15 protein-coding genes are annotated in these 19097 nt (G+C 54.8%); 3 read left to right on the forward strand and 12 right to left on the reverse strand.

Features of this window, described 5'->3' with window-relative positions:
- Positions 1-4: 4 nt before the first annotated feature.
- The 9 genes from E2L05_RS04740 to E2L05_RS04780 all read right to left on the reverse strand — a co-directional run bounded on the left by E2L05_RS04740 (position 5) and on the right by E2L05_RS04780 (position 9867).
- Positions 5-691, reverse strand: coding sequence for a rhomboid family intramembrane serine protease (locus E2L05_RS04740; protein WP_243721870.1), 687 nt, complete (start codon positions 689-691; stop codon positions 5-7).
- Positions 692-731: 40 nt separating this feature from the next.
- The gene (gene xrtD / locus E2L05_RS04745) at positions 732-2336 is read right to left on the reverse strand and encodes a VPLPA-CTERM-specific exosortase XrtD (RefSeq protein WP_133341742.1); all 1605 of its coding nucleotides are present in this window, start codon (positions 2334-2336) and stop codon (positions 732-734) included.
- 119 nt (positions 2337-2455) lie between these two features.
- Positions 2456-3793 (reverse strand): BamA/TamA family outer membrane protein, encoded by a 1338-nt coding sequence (locus E2L05_RS04750; RefSeq protein WP_165971690.1) that lies wholly within the window; start codon positions 3791-3793, stop codon positions 2456-2458.
- Between the two features lie 44 nt (positions 3794-3837).
- Positions 3838-4428 (reverse strand): polysaccharide biosynthesis/export family protein, encoded by a 591-nt coding sequence (locus E2L05_RS04755; protein WP_133341744.1) that lies wholly within the window; start codon positions 4426-4428, stop codon positions 3838-3840.
- Positions 4429-4601: 173 nt separating this feature from the next.
- Complete coding sequence (gene uvrC / locus E2L05_RS04760; RefSeq protein WP_133341745.1) at positions 4602-6494, reverse strand: excinuclease ABC subunit UvrC; 1893 nt, start codon at positions 6492-6494, stop codon at positions 4602-4604.
- Between the two features lie 285 nt (positions 6495-6779).
- Complete coding sequence (locus tag E2L05_RS04765; RefSeq protein ID WP_133341746.1) at positions 6780-7562, reverse strand: SDR family oxidoreductase; 783 nt, start codon at positions 7560-7562, stop codon at positions 6780-6782.
- A gap of 13 nt (positions 7563-7575) precedes the next feature.
- The gene (locus E2L05_RS04770; RefSeq protein WP_133341747.1) at positions 7576-8526 is read right to left on the reverse strand and encodes a calcium/sodium antiporter; all 951 of its coding nucleotides are present in this window, start codon (positions 8524-8526) and stop codon (positions 7576-7578) included.
- Positions 8527-8696: 170 nt separating this feature from the next.
- Positions 8697-9497, reverse strand: coding sequence for a S49 family peptidase (locus E2L05_RS04775; RefSeq protein WP_133341748.1), 801 nt, complete (start codon positions 9495-9497; stop codon positions 8697-8699).
- A gap of 106 nt (positions 9498-9603) precedes the next feature.
- Complete coding sequence (locus E2L05_RS04780; protein ID WP_133341749.1) at positions 9604-9867, reverse strand: spike base protein, RCAP_Rcc01079 family; 264 nt, start codon at positions 9865-9867, stop codon at positions 9604-9606.
- A 179-nt stretch (positions 9868-10046) separates the two neighbouring features.
- On the opposite strand from E2L05_RS04780, the gene E2L05_RS04785 reads away from it, so the two are divergent.
- Entirely contained in the window at positions 10047-11738 is a 1692-nt protein-coding gene (locus E2L05_RS04785; protein ID WP_133341750.1) for a hypothetical protein, read from the forward strand.
- On the opposite strand, the gene E2L05_RS04790 is transcribed toward E2L05_RS04785, so the two are convergent.
- Genes E2L05_RS04790 through E2L05_RS04800 form a run of 3 tightly spaced genes read right to left on the reverse strand, consistent with a single transcriptional unit; the run spans position 11732 to position 15114 of the window.
- Complete coding sequence (locus tag E2L05_RS04790) at positions 11732-12586, reverse strand: CpsD/CapB family tyrosine-protein kinase (protein ID WP_133341751.1); 855 nt, start codon at positions 12584-12586, stop codon at positions 11732-11734. The two genes, E2L05_RS04785 and E2L05_RS04790, sit on opposite strands and share 7 nt — an antisense overlap.
- 52 nt (positions 12587-12638) lie before the next feature.
- The gene (locus E2L05_RS04795) at positions 12639-14255 is read right to left on the reverse strand and encodes a GumC family protein (RefSeq protein WP_133341752.1); all 1617 of its coding nucleotides are present in this window, start codon (positions 14253-14255) and stop codon (positions 12639-12641) included.
- Positions 14245-15114 carry an ExeA family protein gene (locus E2L05_RS04800; protein WP_133341753.1) on the reverse strand — a complete coding sequence of 290 codons (870 nt, stop codon included), beginning with the start codon at positions 15112-15114 and terminating at the stop codon, positions 14245-14247. Before E2L05_RS04800 ends, E2L05_RS04795 begins: the two co-directional genes overlap by 11 nt.
- A 555-nt stretch (positions 15115-15669) precedes the next feature.
- Here E2L05_RS04800 and E2L05_RS04805 point away from each other — a divergent pair.
- Entirely contained in the window at positions 15670-16341 is a 672-nt protein-coding gene (locus E2L05_RS04805) for a sugar transferase (RefSeq protein WP_243721871.1), read from the forward strand.
- Between the two features lie 173 nt (positions 16342-16514).
- Positions 16515-19004 carry a tetratricopeptide repeat protein gene (locus E2L05_RS04810; protein ID WP_133341754.1) on the forward strand — a complete coding sequence of 830 codons (2490 nt, stop codon included), beginning with the start codon at positions 16515-16517 and terminating at the stop codon, positions 19002-19004.
- Positions 19005-19097 lie beyond the last annotated feature (93 nt).

Below are 19097 nucleotides of genomic sequence, written 5' to 3' on the forward strand. Positions count from 1 at the left end.
CTGCTCAGTCCACATTGCCTTTGTCGGTGCCAAACCTGCGCCTGCGGCTTTGTTCCAGCACGCTGCGCCCTTGATAGACGGCCAGAAGCCATCCAACGATGAACCCGCCGAAATGCGTTTCCCAAGCCAGATTGCCAGAGAGCAGAACCCAAAAAACGAGGTTGTAGAGAACAAGGAAAGCAACGGCGCGGAGTGTGACCCAAAGCGGATCGCCATAATAGCGCCGGTCTAGGTAATCCCAACAGACCCATACACCAAGCAGGCCAAACAAGGCACCCGATGCGCCGACCATTGGGGCACTGCTGGTGGATAACAGTCCGAAACCAACCGATCCGCCCAAGGCGGTAATCGCATAGATGATGACGAAGCGTTTTTGCCCCACCCTTTCAACAATCACGGTGCCCAAGCTGGCAAGGGCGATCATGTTGACGATCATATGCACCGGGCCGCCATGGAGCAGGGCGTAAGTGCCGAACATCGTCACCGGCTGTGCCGGGAAGATTGGCTGTGCCCCCAACAGGATTGGTTGCCAGAAGGCGCCGATCCGATACGCGGCTGACCGCAGGTCTGGTGTGGCCCAGACCCCGTGGTCAGCCCCAAAAAGTATCACTTCCGGCAGTGCATTCAGCACAATCAGAATGATGACGGTAAGTGGTATTTTTCCGTAGAGGAAGCGCGGTTTTCGCTGCACTAAAGCAGCCGTTGCAGGATCGGAATGGATGACGGTCCCCTTACTCTGGCACGTATCGTGGCATGACTTTCAATGCTTCCGCCATGAAGGCTTGCACACGTTGGTCTGCTTCTTGTTCGGTCTCGCCGGTTCCGATCGGTGTTACGAACCGAATTATGGCACCGTCGCGTCGTCCGCGAGTCCAGCTGTCATAAACCACAACCAGCTTGGTAAGGAAATCGTTGGTCATACGCTTGCCGCGTTGTTCAAACCAGTAATAGACGAGCTGTTTGTTCACTCCTTTTTGGATGACCGACCGGTTCAACGTAAAGTCGCCATAGACCGTGTCCGGGAAGCTGACCTCGTAGGGATCAATACTAAACACTTCCCAACCGCCAACCGGAAGGCACACTTCAGGAGAGTGAATGCCACCCCCATTGGTCTGGTCGTCGTAATAGGCCACAAAGACGTTCACTGTGGGGTCGCTCCCGGCTTGATAGTTTGCCGAAACGTAATCATCTGCTGCCAAGGTCGCAGCCACTTCGGGATCAAGCGATTGGAAGGCGGCATATTTTCCGTCGATTTGCCGTGGGAAAAGCATGAACGGGGTGCGGTCGGGCAAAGTTGTCGGCGGCGCGGGCCACAGGATCAACGTGATGGACATTGCTGCGCCAAATACCACAGCGCAAACCATTGCCAAGCTTGGCTTGATGTTCAGGATGCGCGCAGCGATAGGGCCAAGGCCGTTTGTATCAAGGTCAATCGCCTCGCTCAGTGGCAATGGATTGGGGGTCAGCCGTTGCATGGCAATCGCCATCACAAACAAGATCCCGACGCAGGCAAGAAAAATCACCCAACCTTCGAAGAAATGCAGAAACCCTTCCGCTTGCTCAATCCCGTAATGGTTGACGAGAATACCGATAACACCGATTCGAAACGAGTTCATGAAAACAGTGATCGGTGCGGCCGACAGAAGAAGAACGGCTTTGTGCCAGAGCGGCCCGCGGTAGAGGATCGAAAACAGGTACGAAAAGGACAGGATTGGGAACAGGTACCGCAAACCAGAGCAGGCCTCGGCCACCTGCAGTTTGTACACACCCAAGTCGATGATGTTTCCATCAAGATAGACCGGGATTCGCGCCAGCTCAATAAACCAGACGCCGATCACCGAAGACACACCTTGCAGGAAGATTGTCAGCTGCCAGTACATGAATTGGGGCAGCGGAAGCATGAAGATCAGGTGGAGTACGGGGGGCCAATGTGTCCGCCCGCGCTCCCAGCCAAAGCCAATCAAAACCACGCCCATGACCCAAACAATAAAGGCGTATGCAGTAATGTCGGGGATCTGAACAAGGTTGCCGATCAGGCCAACTGCAAGACCAAAGGCAAGAACAAGAACGCCGGGCCAGCGGTTAACTGGCGCAGCAGGATCGACCGCCGGAGCCTGACGCAATTCGCGCAGGAAAAGGTATAGGGAGATCAGCGGGATCAGCGGACCATGGCTGTATTCAGGGGTCGACCATTCCGTCAGAAGGGACGCAAGGCCGAATTGAAAGACTGTTATCGTGCAGACCAACAATGCCACAAAAAGCCCCAGCCCCATCGGGTTGACGGGAAGAGAGCCTATCGAGATCACGGGTCGACTTACATTGTCCTGAACACTCATGGATACACCTTGGTGGCTTCAACTGGCAGCATCAATACACCAAGAGGCCGCAATTTGCATGAGCAAAAGCGGCCTCTACACGCATTGTTGTCAATGCCGTTTAACGGAAAGCTAATTGATTAACGCGCGCTCAAGAAGTCGCGCGAGACGCCGACGAAAACAGCGTTGGACTCGCGAAAGCCGTTGCTGTCCGAGTTGGCCTGCCTGTACCGATAGCCCATGTTCATGTTCCAATCTTGGGTCAGCGCATGATTGTACTGGGCGGTCACATTCAGCCGATCCGAATCGTCGCTTGCCCCATCTTCATATCGGGTTAAGCCGCCGTCGACGGCCAGACCCAAGGAAGAGACGTCTGTCAAAAGCTGAATGAAATTCACACGACCGGACGTGTAAAGAACGTTGCGACCATCTTCGTCGGTTGATGCAGACTGTCGCAGCCCAAGGCTCAATTCATTGTCACGGCCCTGTAGCGTATAGTCTATGTTGCCGACAAAGCGCAGATCGGTATCCTCGTTCGTTGACACGCCCAAATCGGCATCCAACGACGCGTTGTCCCAGTTCACCAGTTTGCCCACCGAAAACGTAAACCTTTGGCCGTTCTCATCGACATCGACGAAGCCGCCAACGCGTGTCTCCCCCCGTTTATCCAACGAGATAAGGCTCAAATCGCCAACGACACCTTCTTCGATTGTCGTGCCGCTGTCGCGATTGCTTTCGACACGGGAATACCCAAGGCGGCCACGCATCGACAAAGCGGGATTGATGCTTGCGTCGATTCCAACGTCGGCGCGGCGGGTTTCGCGATCAAGATTGTCGCTATCTTCATATTGCTCGCGACGATATTCGCCGCCGGTCGTGAACCGGAGGGTTTGAGAAAGGCGAAATCCGATTTCAGCCCCGCCGGTGAATGATTGGCGATCATACACATCCGGGTCAGTGTTGTCGGTGTAATCAATGTCAAAGGCGCGCGCATACGCGCCCAAACTGACTGGTCCGTCTTCGTTGAAGTCGAACCCGGCATTTGCGCGCAGGCTGCGCCGCGTTCCGCCACCGGTTGTATCATCAAACCGACCATCCGAATCGACATCCGAGAGTGGATCAAAAAAGTCCACATCCGCCTGTTGGGCAACAAAGCCAAAACGGATGTTGTTGTCATCGATTGTGCGGTCATAATCCAACCGCACGATAGGATTGTCGGCACTAACGTCGTCATCCCTTGAGGGAAGATCGGCGGCGCGAACAGATCCTTCTGCGCTTAGGTCTAGTCGATCGACAGGTGTGAATGTCGACAGCCCGAAGCCGAGTGTCGTGGTCCACAAAAGCGCGTTTCCAAGGGAATCGCGGCGCAGGTCATAGTTGTCGTTGAATTCCAGATCGGACGAAATGAAAGCGGACCGTACTGCGCGGTCGGCTTCCTGTGCATGAACGATCGGCGCCGCGATACTGCTTAGTATCACGGCTCCGGTAGTAAATCTGATTAGCCCCACGGCTGGCGCTCCCGTCACTCGAACAGACGGCGCTCAGGCACCAAGATTACATCGCCATCAAGCAACGTCGCGTTGCCGGAAATTTTGGCGCCATCGCCTGCGGCACGCAGATTGAAGGAGTAAACGGCTTCCTGCCCGGTGCTTGGATCTGTGCGGCGCAGCTGAATGCGTTTGGTTGCGGCGAACGACGTAAAGCCGCCAACAGAAGCAAGCGCCTGAAGGAATGTTGTGCCTTTTTCCAATTCCTTTTCGCCAGGGTTGTTCACCTCACCGATGACGTAAATCGTGATGTCCCGGCCACCTGTACTTGGCGGCGAGTTCAATTGGTTGATCGACACGAAGACTGTGGGCGCTGTTGCGAAATTTGGCGCTAATGCGGTGATCAGGGATTGCTGCACCTGAGATACTGTACGCCCCGCTGCGCGCACGTTGCCTGCGAAAGGAAAGGAAATGTTGCCATCGGGAAGCACAAGCGTATTGCGGTTTAGGCTTGCATCTTCAAGCACTTCAATAGCCAGAACATCGCCAACCTCAAGGTTGTAGGTCTGTGCCTGGCTCATGGTTGCGAGCATCAGGGCGGCCATCAGGCCGAAGAGGAATCGCATGGTCACTGCCTTTCAATTGGTGTCGTCGCAAAGCTACCTTTGCGCTTTTGTGGAAGTTACGCACAGCAAGGTTCGCTGAAAAAGCGATTTTTGGCGAACAAGTTCGGATTTGAAGTTGTAGTCATGGGAATGCAACAGGTTGCAGCGGGTTGTTCGCGTGGTCCCTCGGGACGTCAGTTGGCGTGAAAGAAGTCATAGATCGCTTCGGCCAAACTGTCCGAAATGCCATCGACTGCTTTCAGATCGACAAGGTTTGCACCGGCGACCGCCTTTGCTGACCCAAAATGTGCCAAGAGGGCCCTTTTACGCCCGGCACCGACACCCGGTACGTCATCAAGTGGCGTGGCGCTTATGGCCTGTGCCCGCCGGGCACGATGCGCGCCGATGGCGAATCGGTGCGCTTCGTCTCGCAGTCGTTGCACGAAATAGAGCACCGGATCATTGTGGCGCAGGGCGAAGGGCCGTTTGCCGGTGCGATGAAACTCTTCCTTGCCTGCATCCCGGTCAACGCCTTTGGCAACACCAACCATCGGGATGTCGTCTACACCGAGATCTGCCATGATCCCCGCCACTGCGCTGACCTGTCCTGCGCCGCCGTCAATAAGCAACAAATCTGGCCAGGTGCCTGAGCTGCGATCAGGATCTTCTTTCATCAGCCGTTCGAAGCGGCGCGTGAGAACCTCTTTCATCATGCCGAAGTCATCGCCCGGTGTCAGATCCACGCCTTTTATGTTGAATTTGCGATAGGCGTTTTTCATCAACCCTTCTGGTCCGGCGACGATCATTCCGCCGACGGCATTGGTGCCTTGAATATGGCTGTTGTCGTATACCTCGATGCGCTGTGGCGGGGCAGGGAGATCAAAGGCTTCGGCAAGACCAGCCAACAATTTGGTTTGTGTTGCGCTTTCAGCCATTTTGCGGGCAAGGCTTTCACGGGCATTTCGGGCCGCGCCAGCCACCAATTCGGCTTTTTCGCCGCGCTGTGGAACGGCAATCTCAACCTTGCGTTCGGCCTTTTGACTGAGCGCTTCGGTCATCAGGTCTTCGTTGTCGATCACGTTGGACAGCAACAAAAGCCGAGGAGGCTGCTTGTCGCCGTAGAACTGCCCGATGAACGCTTCGAGCACTTCGGCAGCATCTGCCCCCGCGCCGGTCCGAGGGTAGAAATCGCGATTGCCCCAATTCTGGTTGGCGCGGATGAAGAACACCTGAACACAGGCTTGCCCCCCTTCCATATGAAGCGCGATCACGTCCGCCTCTGCCACGGTGCGGGGGTTGATGCCTTGCGTGCTTTGGACTTGGGTCAGGGCGCGAATGCGGTCGCGCAGGGCCGCTGCGCGTTCAAATTCCATCGCTTCGGCAGCTTCGGCCATTTTGCCAGCCAGTTCTTCCTGCACGCGGGTCGATTTTCCTGACAAGAAGCGTTCGGCGTCTGCCACGAGGGCGGCATAGGCCGGTTTGTCGATTTCACCCGTGCAGGGGGCGGCGCAGCGCTTGATCTGATACAGAAGGCAGGGCCTTGTACGCGTCTCAAAGGTGGCGTCGGTGCAAGTCCGCAAAAGGAAGACGCGTTGCAACTGGTTCAGCGTTCGGTTCACGGCACCGGCACTTGCAAAGGGGCCATAGTAATTGCCCTTCGATGCCTTGCGCCCGCGGTGCTTTCGGATCTGCGGAAAGGCGTGGTCCTTGGTGACCAGAATATTGGGAAAGCTCTTATCATCGCGCAGAAGCACATTATAGCGAGGCTTGAGTTGCTTGATGAGGTTTTGTTCCAGAAGCAGCGCTTCGGTTTCCGTGCGAGTGGTCAGAAACATCATCGACGCGGTTTCCGAAATCATCCGCGTGATGCGCCCGCTATGCCCGCCAGAGGGTCGCGAATAGTTCGAAACACGCGCTTTCAGGTTCCGCGCCTTGCCCACGTAAAGAACCCTGCTTTCGGAATCGAGCATCCTGTAGACACCGGGAGAGCCGTCCAGCGTTTTCAGATAGGACTGAATGCACTCGTATCCGCGGGGGCCTTCAACGGGTGTTTCGTCGCGTGGGTTTGGATTGTTCTCATAGGGCATCGGGGTAAGCGCGATTCTCAGGTTTCCAGCATGGTTTGGGTTGCAGGCTCAAGTAAAAACATATGCACGGTTTCTGTGGATAACTCTGTTGGTAAGTTTTGGGATACCCGGATTTTTCGTTAAGAACACGGCACTTCGCCGGGGTGCCCAATTTTTAGGCGCGTTTTTAAGTCTCTGTAATTGCTAGTTATTTTTATATGCCTGCGGTAGCGGACTGAAACGAATGACTTTTTTGTAAAGGAAACATGACCCTACCGTGAAAGGTGTAAAACTCTGGTATGTTGCCTATTCCACGCCCTGCACATCGGGGGTTTGCCACGCAAGGTGTTGGCCGCCATCAATTGCCAGCATTTGTCCCGTTACAGCAGGTGCATGCAGAAAGTACAGCAAGGCTGCTGTTATGTCGTCTGTGTTCGCGCCACGTTCTAAAATAGTCGCTCGTCGCTGATCGGAAAATTGGTTTGCGGTTTGTTTCGCCCCCTGCAACGTGGGCCCGGGGCCAATGGCGTTGACCCGGATCGTTGGTCCAAGAGCTTGTGCAGCGGTGCGTGTAAACGCCCAAAGGCCCATCTTTGCGATCGTGTAGCTCATGAAATCGGGTGTAAGCTTGTGAACCCTCTGGTCGATCAAGTTGACGACAAGCCCGCTTGCTTTTGGCTCTCCGGCTGCATCGGTGGTAGTTGGTGGAACTTGAGTGGCAAAGCTTTGCGTCAGCACCACAGGCGCGCGCAGGTTGCTTTCGATGTGCCGGTCCCAACTTTCACGGGTCCCGGTTTGGATTGTATCGCGTTCGAAGATCGACGCGTTGTTGACCAGCACTGTGAGTGGCCCGCCAAGCGTGTCTGCGGCTCGATCCACAAGCGGTGTGGTCTGCGTCTCGTCCAATAAATCGGCCTGAAGCGCGACCGCATGCCGACCTTTGGAGCGAATCTCGTCAACCAAGGTGTGCGCTGCCTCGCCCGAGCTTGCGTAATGGACAGCCACATCCAGCCCGGCATCTGCAAGTGCGAGCGCCATGGCGCGCCCCAACCGATGCGCTGCGCCGGTTACCAAAGCTTTGCCGTCCATCGTCGCGTCCTCCTTACACAAGCAGGAGAGAGAGATAGCCCAGATATGCAAGGGTCAACACGGCCCCGGCGGGACGATTGACATTCCATCCAAGAAAAACGAACGGGGCGATCAATGCGGACGCGCCGAGCATGACCCACAGGTCAAAACGAAGAAACTCTGCATCGACCGGGATCGGCCCGACCAATGCGGTGATCCCTATAATCCCAGCGAGGTTGAAGATATTTGAACCAATCACATTGCCAAGCGCCACATCCGTTTGATTGCGCAAGGCGGCCATCACGGTTGTCGCCAGTTCAGGGGCAGAGGTCCCTAGCGCCACAAGAGTGAGGCCGATCACCGTTTCGCTAATTCCAAAGTCGCGCGCGATGTCCACGCTGCCATCCACCAAGAGGTCTGCGCCAAGCGGCAACCCGATCAGGCCCAGCACCAGAAACAGAGCGATTTTCCACGCGGGCATTTGCGGGTCTGCGCCTTCAAGGTCTTCTTCAGCCGCGGTGCAGGATGCGCCAAGCCTTCGGTGAGTACGTGCGCGGCGGAACTGATCAGTCAGCATCAATACGAGTAAGGCCAAAAGAACAAAGCCATGCCACCACGTAAGAGGGCCGGTGACGCATAGCGCGATGAACACAAGAGAAATGCCCATCATCAAAATGTAGCTGTGCCGTGTGTCGGACTCTCCCGTCGACAGCCCTTTCATCAGAGCGGGAATGCCCAGAACCAACAAAATGTTCGCGGTGTTGGACCCAACGACATTGCCCAATGCAATGCCCGGTGCGTCCCGCAGGACCGCTTGGACGGAAACAAGAAGTTCCGGAGCGGATGTGCCAAGCGCAACGATCGTCAGACTGACGATCAAGGCCGGTATTCCCAGCCGAAGGCTAAGGTTCACCGCGCCTTTCACCAAAGCATCCCCTGCAAGCAGCAGGATTGTCAGCCCGAGGGCGACATAGATCCAATCCATTCCTAAGACCTTTTATGTTCACACGGGCAGGGTCCGCGGCCAATTCGTGGTCGTCCGCAAGACTTGCATTTTTTTGATGTCAGTCGCGGTGGCCCAGGCATGCGAAGCCGCCCGAACATTGCCAATGCGACCATTCCAATCAGGAACAGGCTGACGATCTTTATCAACACTTACAGGCCGTAACGCGCGTACAGGGCACGTTCTTCTGCGTGGGCGAGCGCGTCGCCAAGTACTGAAGCGCCAAAACGCTGGAACAAACTCCGTTTCATCCCGTAGCGCAGGAAGCGAACCTCATCGCCGAAGCGGTGTTTCATCACCGGCACCACATGACCGATGCTGTCTGCGAGCCCTACTTCTATTGCGGATTTGCCAATCCAGACCTCGCCGGTAAACAGATCGCGATCTTCAGGAAGCTTGTCTTGGCGTCGCTCTGTGACGTGATCTTTGAATGTGCCGTGCAGATCGTCAAGCAAGACACGCAGTCGGGCCACGTCTTCTGGTTGTTCCGGGCGGAAGGGGTCCAACATGCTTTTCGAAGTGCCAGCCGTGTAAACGCGGCGCTCGATGCCTTGCCGAGTGATGAACTCATGCGCGCCGAACGATGCCGAGATCACACCGATGGAGCCAACGATAGACCCTGGATCGACGATGACCTCATCGGCTGCACAAGCGATCCAGTATCCGCCAGACGCAGCGACGTCTTCGACAAAGGCAAGAACGGGAATCTCCGTCTCCTTTGCGAGGCGGCGAATCCGCGCCCCGATGAGAGAGGACTGTACGGGGCTTCCGCCGGGCGAATTGATAATCAACGCCACCGCCGAGGGCTTGCCGCGCCGAAATGCTTTTTCCAGCATAGGGGCAACGGATTCGTCGTTGATAGAGCCCGAACGTCCGCCTGATGCGATCATACCGGCCAATCGCACCACCGCGACGCGCGCGGGTTTTTTCACAAAGGGGATAAAGCGTCTCATGCACTCGACATAGAGTGCCGTGGTCCCGACAACAAGGTAGCCGAGGCTTGAACAGCAAAAGCCCCGGCGCGTTTGACGGGGCTTTCATTTCAGGATGGGCCGGTCGTTACCAAAGTGCTACCAAATCACCGGCTGTTGTACCGGTCGACAGAATTTTCCGCAGACGCAGGGGCAGCATTGTGCCGGCAGGAACGGATATGAAACTGACGGTTACGCCCGATGCAAGCTCGGCTTGGATTTCGCCCGCTGTGCCGACATAGATCGCCCGTGTCACATGAGGCAGGTCTGCTGCGTCGCTTGGCACGATCATGTTGCCGTCAATCGCCGGTGACGTCAGTCCGGGTGTGGTATTTGAATACAGGTCGGCCATATCAGGTTCCTTCATTTGCAACATTGCGCCGCCGCACTTTCGGGTTCGTTAGAGCCTGGTTGCGGGACGACTTGTTCAGATTCTGTTTGGAAAATCTGCCCCAACTCGATTAATTCCGGGTTGTTCGGGCGCACGGCTGCGCACAGTATCACGCAACAAGCGCAACCAAAGGGAACCACATGCGGGCTGCTGTCCTTGGGTTTTACATGCTTCTTGCCCCAACTGTGGCCCTAGGGCAGGTGGGCGGAAATGCTTCCGAAGCTGTCGCGGCCACGTCCGGGGTGCAGGTTCAAAGCACGGTGACCCCTGCGGTGATCAAGGATGGTCTTGCGCCTGTTACCCCGTCAAATACCCGGCGCGATCCCATGACTGGTGCCATAGACGTTTTTTTGCTGCCGGAACCTGGGCGAGAAGACCTGCCGGTGATCGACCCTAACAATACACGGCCGGAAGCGGGTTTGTTGCGGCGTATCGATGCCGCGGGTAATGCCGCCGGACTGTCCCAAGTACTTTATGACAATAGAGATCGAGGGCATTCTGATCTTCAGGAAATGGCGTTTCCGCAAGTGTCCCGCACACGGTATGACGAAGCTTTCACATCTCGGATGCAGCACAATGGAGTTGCGGGTCAGTTTATGTTCTCGCTGCCCACGATTGGCAATTCCTCGACGGCGCTGACCCGCACACCGATTGCCCGCAGTTTGGGTCGACTTGCGCTTGGGGATCAGGCGAGTGCATTGCGTAGCTACCGGCTCTACACATCTAATCAGATGTACGTCTATCCGGAACATCGGGACTATGACGCTGATACAGGGGACCGTTTGTTCGCCTCGGCGCCCTATTTCATGTTGTCGCAAGGGTCGTCTTATCGAGATCAGCCTTTTGTCGAAGCATTGTTGCTGACGACTGCTGCGCTGCAACCCGCGACCTTCGACCGCTTGGTCGACCTGAAACTTCTTGCTCCGACATTACAGATGATATTGCGCAGGACATTGGCTGGGGTGCGAAACGATACTGATTACGTGTCCCCACGCGCGCATCCACCTGTGTTCCACTCCAACCAACTTCGGCATGGTGCGGCAGTTGGGTTTGCCAATTCTATTACACCTGACACGATTCCCCCAATGGTCCAGATCAGCATGGTGTCCGATTTCAAGGCGCGCCCGGCGGTGGACTATCTTCCGGGGAATATTGGTGAGGTGCTGTTCACCACGCCATCGGCCGTCGCGCGTGCATGGCGAAGCTTTGACCATACGCGGAGGATTACCGTAAGTGCGGCAAAAACAGAGGATCCGAACAACCGTCCCTTACAGTTTCATTGGGCTGTCCTTCAGGGAGACCCCGAAAAGATCCAGATCACGCCCCAGGACGGGTCGGGCACTGTCGCGGATATCGACATAAAGTGGCATGATCGATTTGCACTTTCGTCGACAAACCCCATGACGAGCCCGCGTGTAGATATCGCGGTTTTTGCGGATAACGGGGCACATATCTCTGCCCCAGCGATGATTTCAATTCTGTTTCCCACATTTCAGGAAAGGGACTATCGGCCGAATCCGGATGGGGAACTGGAACTCCACAGTTTGGGCTATGCGCCGACAAGACCGGAAGATCCGTACGCAGATCCATTGATCTGGCCGGTTGAGGACTGGCGTGATCAGATACGGCGCAATCAAGAGGGTGAAATTGTCAGTGTCACCCGAACATGGACCAAGACAGGCCGTGTACAGGAGCTTCAGCGTGTTCCACTCGGGTGGCTAACGACCGACGAGCAAGGGAGACCTGTCACTCAGCAGTTTCTTGCCGCTCAGGGCTCCAAAGGAGCGTTGTCCTTGGAGGCCCGAGTTATCGGTTCGGTATCTGATCAGTAATAGGACTGATCGTACCCATAGGTGCTTTTGCTATAGCGTGTCTTATTAAGGACTACGCCCATCACGTTGGTAGCCGTCGCAATCTCGGTCTCGGTGATATCGACCTCGTCGATCGATGTCATTTCCGCCGCGGCGACAAGAATTGCAGAGTCGACAAAGTCCAGAAATCCGATGGTGTCATCACTTGCCAGAATTGGCGGCGCATCGAAGAGCACGAGATCAGGTTCAAACTTCTTCTCGACGGCAATGAGTTGCTCGCGAGCGAACGCACTGTGCAAGATTTCCGAAGAATTTGCGCTGGGCACCCGATTGGTGCCGAAGGCAAGGTTGTTTCCATACGCGACCATATGCGCCTCGGCCGGTTCTTGCCCGCTCAGCACCCGTTCGAACGCCAAATTTTCTTTGATGCCAAGAATGTTGGCGATCTCGGGGCGACGCATGTCGATTTCAATGACCAACACGCGCAACTCGCTTTGGCGAGCGAGGCTGAAAGCCAAGTTTGCGGTGACCGTGGACTTACCGCATTTCGCGGTCGGAGATGTGACCGCCACGCGTTTCCAATTATTCGCCTTGGTTTGCTGCAGAAGCTTTGTGCGCATCATGTCGAATGGTTGCGCCGCGTGACCCCCGAAATAGGACACGACCCGATTGTTTTTGAGCAGTTTTTCGTTGGGCATGAACTGCGGCAATGACTGCCACGCGTAAGAGGCGTTCGATGGGACCGCTGGCGTTGCCGAGGTGGGGGGCGTTACTGCCCGCGCCTTTTCGGCAGGCGTGCGTGGCACCGCTGTTCCGGATTCTTGGCGCTTGTCTCGGGCGCGGCTGAGGGCCTCTTGAAGTCGTTCCATCAATTCACCTCGAAAAACATTGCATACGCTGCGGCTGTGGACAGGATATGTTTCATCCTATCACCGAAAGTCCAACGCGATTGAACAAAGACTCGATAATCGTATCGAGCGGATAAACAAAAGAGTGCATTGCGAACAGACTAAGCGGCACCAGTACAATCAACACACCTGCGGTCCCGAAGATAACAGTGCGCCGAAGGGCGACTTCGCGATGCGTGCGGATGTAAGGAAGCACAGCAAACGGCGTAATGCCCAGTCTGTTAGTAAGCTCCATAGGTCGACGGATGGAGCGGTTAAGGAACTCCATCAGGACGATCAGCGCCAGACCTGCGAACACACCAAAACCCGCACCGGCAGCCGCGATCAATGGGCGATTCGGTTTGGTCGGGCGCTCAGGTGGGGTCGCCTGTTCGATCACCGATGTCCGCTGTCCTTTCGATAAAAGCTCGATACGTTCACCAGTGGCAGCAACAGAAAGGCGATTAACAGCTTGGTTGTACTGGCCTTGAATGTTGTCAAAGTCCCGCTGAAGTTTTGCCAGTGTCACGCCATTCGCAGGAACGTCGCTGATCTGCTCCTCGATTTCTGCGATCTCGGCGGAGAAAACTTCAATTTCGGCCTGCATCTCTTGAATGCGGCGGTCGATGTTGTCCATCTCTGCCTGGAAGCGGACTTCGCGTTCGTTGCGGGGCTCGCCGTCCAACACGTTTGGTTCATTTCCTGAGTCTTGCTCATCCGCATCGTCTTCGGGCGTTTCCACAGCGCCATTGAGCTGCTGCTCGATTTGGGCAACACGTGCCTTGAGCATTGTTACCCGGGGGTTGGTTGGTGAGAACACCAGAAGCGCATTGTTCAGTTCGTCTTGTGCGGCTTTGAGTTGCTGCTCAAGCGGAGAGCCTGCCGCGCTCGCATTGATGTCGCCCGTCACACGAAAAATGGCTTCGATCCGCTTCTTTTGTTCCTCAAGGTCAAGGATGCTTTGGCGATTCGTGCTGCGTTGGGTTTGCAAATCATCCAAGCGGGTGCGGAGGAACGATAAATTGGTAGGAACCGCCATGCCAACTTGGTTTTGGAAGTCGATAAGACGGACGCTTTGGGCGTCAAGTTCCCCGCCAAGCCGATCAACTTCTTGCCGAAAGAAAGCCAGTGTATCAGAGGCTTGCTCTGTCCGGAGTTCCAGATTTTGCTGAAGCACAAGCGTCACAAACTCGTTGGTGACCTCGGCAACGGTTTGCCGACGCTTTCCTCGATACGAAATCGTCATGATCGTCGACGTTTCAGGGCCACGCTTCGAGGCTGTCGTGCTGTTTTGGGAGAATGTTACACGGTCCCGCATGTCCTGAACAATGCTCGAGGCCGAAAGACGCACGCCCTCTTCATCAGGTGGATACAGATCAAGCCGGTTTGCCACGTCAAGAAGGTTCTCTCGTGACAGAAGGCGCTGTTGAATAATGAGCAGTTGCTCGTTTGCGCCTGTGTTCACGGTCGAACTCGCAAGCCGCTCGGGGATCTGTTCCGATTCCACGAGCAACGTTGCCTTCGCTTCATATTCAGCCGGGAGAATGATTGCGACTGTCAGGCCAATCGATGCAAACAGAGCTGCCACGACGATAAAATAGGGGCTGCGACGCAAAAAAATCGAAAAGTAGTATTTCAGATCAAGCTTCATTTGCTTGGCCTCCGTTCAGACTTGCAGCCCCAAAAAACACACCATCCCCCAACACGCTTTCTATGGTTTCTTTGGTCACCATATGTTCTTCCGCAGAAAATGCGTAGACGAGCCCGAGATCACAAATTTGATTCACGAGACGCGGGACGCCCCCAGTCAAATCGTGGATCATGTCGAGGGCATCATCAGAAATCTCTCGTCCCGTGCCACCGGCGACGTGCAGACGGTGCGCAACGTATGCACCGACAGTGTCGCGATTCATGGCGGTGAGGTGAAAACTAGATCCAACACGTTGCACGAACTGCTTCAGTTCCGGGCGCAAAATCAACTCCCGCAGCTCAGGCTGCCCGACCAGGACGAGTTGTACCAACTCATCCTTGTTCGAATTGATGTTGGTCAGCATGCGCAACTCTTCAAGCGTGTTCACGTTGAGGTTTTGAGCCTCGTCGATGATCAAGATGACTCTTCTGCCGTTCGCATACGTCTCAAGCAGAAAGTCCTGTAGATGTTGAAACAGACTCACATAAGAAGCCGCCGGATCGAATCTGACACCAAGAGAGTGAAGCACCCACTGCAAAAGCTCGCCGCGGTCACCTTGTGCATTTGAAATGAGGCCGACAACGACGTCTTCGGGAAGGGTCTTGAGCAGGTGTTGGAGTAGCGTGGTTTTACCGGCGCCAATTTCTCCCGTGACGACCGTTATTGGCGACCGCGTGAGCACGCCATACTCAAGCATCGTGTAGGCAAGCCGATGAGTTTTCGACCAAAAAATGAAATCTGGATCGGGCACTAGGGTAAAGGGTCGTTCGTGAAACCCGAAGAACGAATTGTAAATATCGACAGGGGCTGTTGTATTCATGTTCCTACAATCCGGCGCGGAAAACTCAGAACGCCGCCAAAGATGCCTTTGCAAGGCACAAGACTCTCACTCACCAATCACTCACCAGCGTCTTTACTCGCAAAACGGTGCTCAGTGAAAGCCGATTAAATGACAACGCTTAATTGTATGCAAAGTGCGCATCGCCGCAAGACAGCGTGTGTGGGAATGTCGCCACACAGGCGGCTCAAGAATCATGGAAGCTGATTTTCTCGCATAGCGCGAGTTCGAAGTTGCCTCAAATGTATGCGTAGACCTACAAAATGATGCCTGAATGACCGGCAAGTACGTTAATCCCTGCGTCTGCTTTTTGCTTCATTTGATGAAAAGTTCAGGTTTTTCCTTTTTCAACAATGACTTGCTTCATTTACCTAAAATCTGAAGCGCGCTTCTGAAATGTTGAAACACATTGGTTTTACATGCTAAGGATAGTTTGACTTTGAAGTTCGGTGAGCTTCGCGTCGATTTTGTTGCTCTGGGTATACGTCGTTCGTACCCTTCTGGTGTTTGAGCGTGGTTAACTAAAGGTAGGTTCTTGTGACAGCACATTTCCCGAATTCCTCCAATGTAATATCGGAACTGGTCGATTACACGCCACGGGACAGCCTCTATCGGGATGTTATCAAGCGCGGTTTCGACGTGGCCTTCGTCTTGGTCTCGGCACTTTTTGTTCTTCCAGTGGTTTTGATTCTGGCAGTTATGGTCATGCTGGATGGCGGATCACCGTTTTATGTTCAGCAGCGCGTCGGTCGTGGTGGTCGCAGTTTTCCCATGCTCAAGCTGCGGTCTATGGTGAAAGACGCAGACCGGAAGCTTGCAGACTACTTGGCATCCAACCCTGACGCTGCCGCTGAATGGGAAACCACACAAAAGCTGCGGCACGATCCCCGGATCACTCTTGTCGGACGGGTCATTCGCCGCACCTCCTTGGATGAGCTTCCGCAGTTCTGGAATGTTCTTCTGGGTCATATGAGCGTTGTTGGCCCCCGCCCCATGATGTTGTCTCAGCGCGAACTCTATCCAGGCCAAGCTTACTACGCTCTGCGACCCGGCGTTACAGGTCTGTGGCAGGTTGGTGACCGCAATAATACGTCTTTCGCTGCCCGTGCTCAATTTGATGCTGATTACTATCGCCTGGTTGGTTTTGGCAGTGATGTGTCGATCATTTTGCGGACGGTCCGTGTCATGCTGCGTGGAACCGGTGTTTAAGGCTTAGTTTCCGGCTCGCACACGGTGTCTGATTAACCTGTTCGTAAGAAACACTGATGACCCTATGATTGTCTTGTAAGAAAACGAGGCTCGGAAACTCCGGGCCTCTTTGCTTTTTGGTAGGTCTATACGTACATAGAAGATAAAGTGCCTTACATACGCTGGGATCCATTATGAAGATTGCATCAAAAACCCTCTTGGCAGCCCTGCTTGGCTCGACTCTCTTGTTGTCCGCTTGCGAGACAGTGGAAGACAAGGCCGAGGCGAAATACCAAAACGCTGTGGAGCTGAACGAAAGCGGCGAAGTTGATCGCGCTCTTGTCGAACTGCGCGGTGTGTTCAAGTTGAATGAAGAGCACCTCGAGGCGCGAAAGCTCTTCGCAAAAATTCTCGAAGAGGACGGGCGAACTGAAGAAGCGTTTTCGCATTATATTCTAGTCGCCGAGATGTTCCCGGAAGACTTCGATGCGCGTTTCAAGCTTGCCGAACTAGCCACCTCGTTTGGCGCGTGGGACCAAGCCAAAGTCCACTCGGATGCGGCAAAGTTGCTGCAACCTGATAACAAAGAACTGCAGCCAATCCTGTTGTCCGTCGAGTATAGCGAAGCCCGGCGAAACGCCGATCCAGAAGCGCTCGAGGCGATTTCTCAACGTGCCGAGGCTCTGCTGAGCGAAAATCCCAGTGATATTCTATCGCAACAGATCGTTCTCGATTCCCTGATGCGGCAGGGTCGCTTGGACGAGGCGCTTGAGTCAGTTGAAGGTGCGATTTCAATTGATCCATTGAACCGCCAGTTCAACCAGATCAAATTGTCTCTTTTGGCACAATCAGAAGACATGGTCGGCTTGGGCGCGCATCTCCGCGATATGGTCGAACGCTTTCCCGAGAACCGGGAAGTCCGCACAGCTTTGGTTCGGTGGTATTTGGCAAACGACGACGCGCAGGGTGCAGAAGATTTTGTGCGGCGTTTGATTGAGCGTTCCGGTGATGAAATCCCGCCGCGCTTGGCCCTCATTCAATTCTTGAACCAAGTTTATGGTGTCGACAGGGCGCTTGAGGATGTCGATCTTCTTATCGAAGAAGGTCTTGATGACATGACGTTCCGACTTCTCAAGGCGAGCTTGCTTTTTGATAAGGGTGAGCGAGAAGTTGCCATTTCTCAGGTGGAAGAACTGATCGGGGATCAAGAGAGTAGCGACGAAATTCGCAATCTCCAGACAACGCTTGCGCGCATGTTGCTTGCGACTGGTGAAAAAGAAAGATCTCAAGAAATTGTTGCCCAGGTCTTGGCTGAAGATCCGAATGATCAGAGTGCGTTGAAACTGCATGCGAACTGGTTGATCGAAGAGGACAAAGTTCGGGATGCCGTCCTTGCATTGCGTACTGCCCTTGATCAAGAAGCAAGCGATCCTGAAACAATCACATTGTTGGCTCGCGCTTACGAACGGGGCGGCAATAGGGAACTGATGGCGGAAAGCCTGTCCTTGGCAGTTGAAGCGTCCAACGCTGCACCGACCGAGTCGCTCAGATATGCCCGTTTCTTGATTGCTGACGAAAAATATCTTGGCGCTGAAGACGTGCTTCTTCAGTCCTTGCGCCTGTCGCCGGCAAATATTGACCTGCTGCGCAGTTTGTCCGAAGTGTATTTGGCTTTGAATGACCTCTCTCGTGCAGGTCAGGTCGTTCAAGCGCTAAGAGGGCTGGGAACGGACGAGGGGGCAGCTCTCGCCAATGGCGTTCAAGCCGCTATCTTCCAACGGTCGTCGCGGACGGATGAAAGCATCGAATTGATGCAGAACATGATCAAAGAAGGGCAATCGGCCCTTGTTGCTCAAACAGCTATTATCCGAACCCGACTGGCGAACGGTGAAGTCGAAGAAGCGCGGAGCTTCATGAACGATCTGCTTCGGGACACACCGGAGGAAAGCCCAGATCGCGTTGGCGTCTTGTTTCTGAATGCCGCTTTGACCGCAACAGAGGGGAATTTTGACGCGGCTCGTGCCACGTATCGCGATATCTTGGCTCAGGATCCGAGCATTGAAGCCGTATGGCGCGCGCTGGTCGCGACAGCGGTGCGCGAGGGCAAGATCGAAGATGCGATGAGCATCGTGGACGAGTCCCTCGTCGCATTGCCGAAATCGGCTAACCTGCGGTGGATAAAGGCAGGATTGGCAGAGAAGCAAGGCATGATTGATGAGGCGATCGCCCTCTACGAAGAGCTGTACGAAGACGATACCAATTCAACGATCATTGCCAACAACTTGGCCAGCATGATTACGACCTACCGTGATGACGACGAAAGCCTCCAGCGTGCCTTTGTCATTGCGCGACGTCTGCGCGGTTCGGACTTCCCTGCATTCCAAGATACTTACGGTTGGATTGCTTATCGCCTTGGTAACTTGGATGATGCCCAAGAAAACCTGGAACCGGCGGCTGATGGCCTGCCGAACGACCCGACAGTGCAATATCATTTGGCCCGCCTCTACGAAGCAATTGGACGGAACGAAGACGCGATCCGATATTACAACATCGCTTTGGACCTATGGGGTCAAAGTGTGGTTCCACTGGTAAAGCAAGCGAGGTCGGAACGGGATGCTTTGATGGCTGAAATGAAGGCCCTTGAAGACGGCGTTACGTCGCCTGCATCGCAGCCAACCGAGTGATCAAGACGGCACGCTCTGACATGTCAGAGCGTGCCGCCGTTCTTCTTACAGATGTGCGTGGCCCATAGTGGTGGGCAATCCACCCGCCCCAGT

This window comes from Meridianimarinicoccus aquatilis (genome assembly GCF_004358675.1).
In the GTDB taxonomy this organism is placed as follows: Bacteria; Pseudomonadota; Alphaproteobacteria; order Rhodobacterales; family Rhodobacteraceae; genus Meridianimarinicoccus; species Meridianimarinicoccus aquatilis.

Coding starts and splice junctions, on each gene's coding strand:
- xrtD (WP_133341742.1), bottom strand. CDS start 2,336: ATGAGTGTTCAGGACAATGTAAGTCGACCCGTGATCTCGATAGGCTCT.
- E2L05_RS04755 (WP_133341744.1), bottom strand. CDS start 4,428: ATGCGATTCCTCTTCGGCCTGATGGCCGCCCTGATGCTCGCAACCATG.
- uvrC (WP_133341745.1), bottom strand. CDS start 6,494: ATGCCCTATGAGAACAATCCAAACCCACGCGACGAAACACCCGTTGAA.
- E2L05_RS04765 (WP_133341746.1), bottom strand. CDS start 7,562: ATGGACGGCAAAGCTTTGGTAACCGGCGCAGCGCATCGGTTGGGGCGC.
- E2L05_RS04770 (WP_133341747.1), bottom strand. CDS start 8,526: ATGGATTGGATCTATGTCGCCCTCGGGCTGACAATCCTGCTGCTTGCA.
- E2L05_RS04775 (WP_133341748.1), bottom strand. CDS start 9,497: ATGAGACGCTTTATCCCCTTTGTGAAAAAACCCGCGCGCGTCGCGGTG.
- E2L05_RS04780 (WP_133341749.1), bottom strand. CDS start 9,867: ATGGCCGACCTGTATTCAAATACCACACCCGGACTGACGTCACCGGCG.
- E2L05_RS04785 (WP_133341750.1), top strand. CDS start 10,047: ATGCGGGCTGCTGTCCTTGGGTTTTACATGCTTCTTGCCCCAACTGTG.
- E2L05_RS04790 (WP_133341751.1), bottom strand. CDS start 12,586: ATGGAACGACTTCAAGAGGCCCTCAGCCGCGCCCGAGACAAGCGCCAA.
- E2L05_RS04795 (WP_133341752.1), bottom strand. CDS start 14,255: ATGAAGCTTGATCTGAAATACTACTTTTCGATTTTTTTGCGTCGCAGC.
- E2L05_RS04800 (WP_133341753.1), bottom strand. CDS start 15,114: ATGAATACAACAGCCCCTGTCGATATTTACAATTCGTTCTTCGGGTTT.
- E2L05_RS04810 (WP_133341754.1), top strand. CDS start 16,515: ATGAAGATTGCATCAAAAACCCTCTTGGCAGCCCTGCTTGGCTCGACT.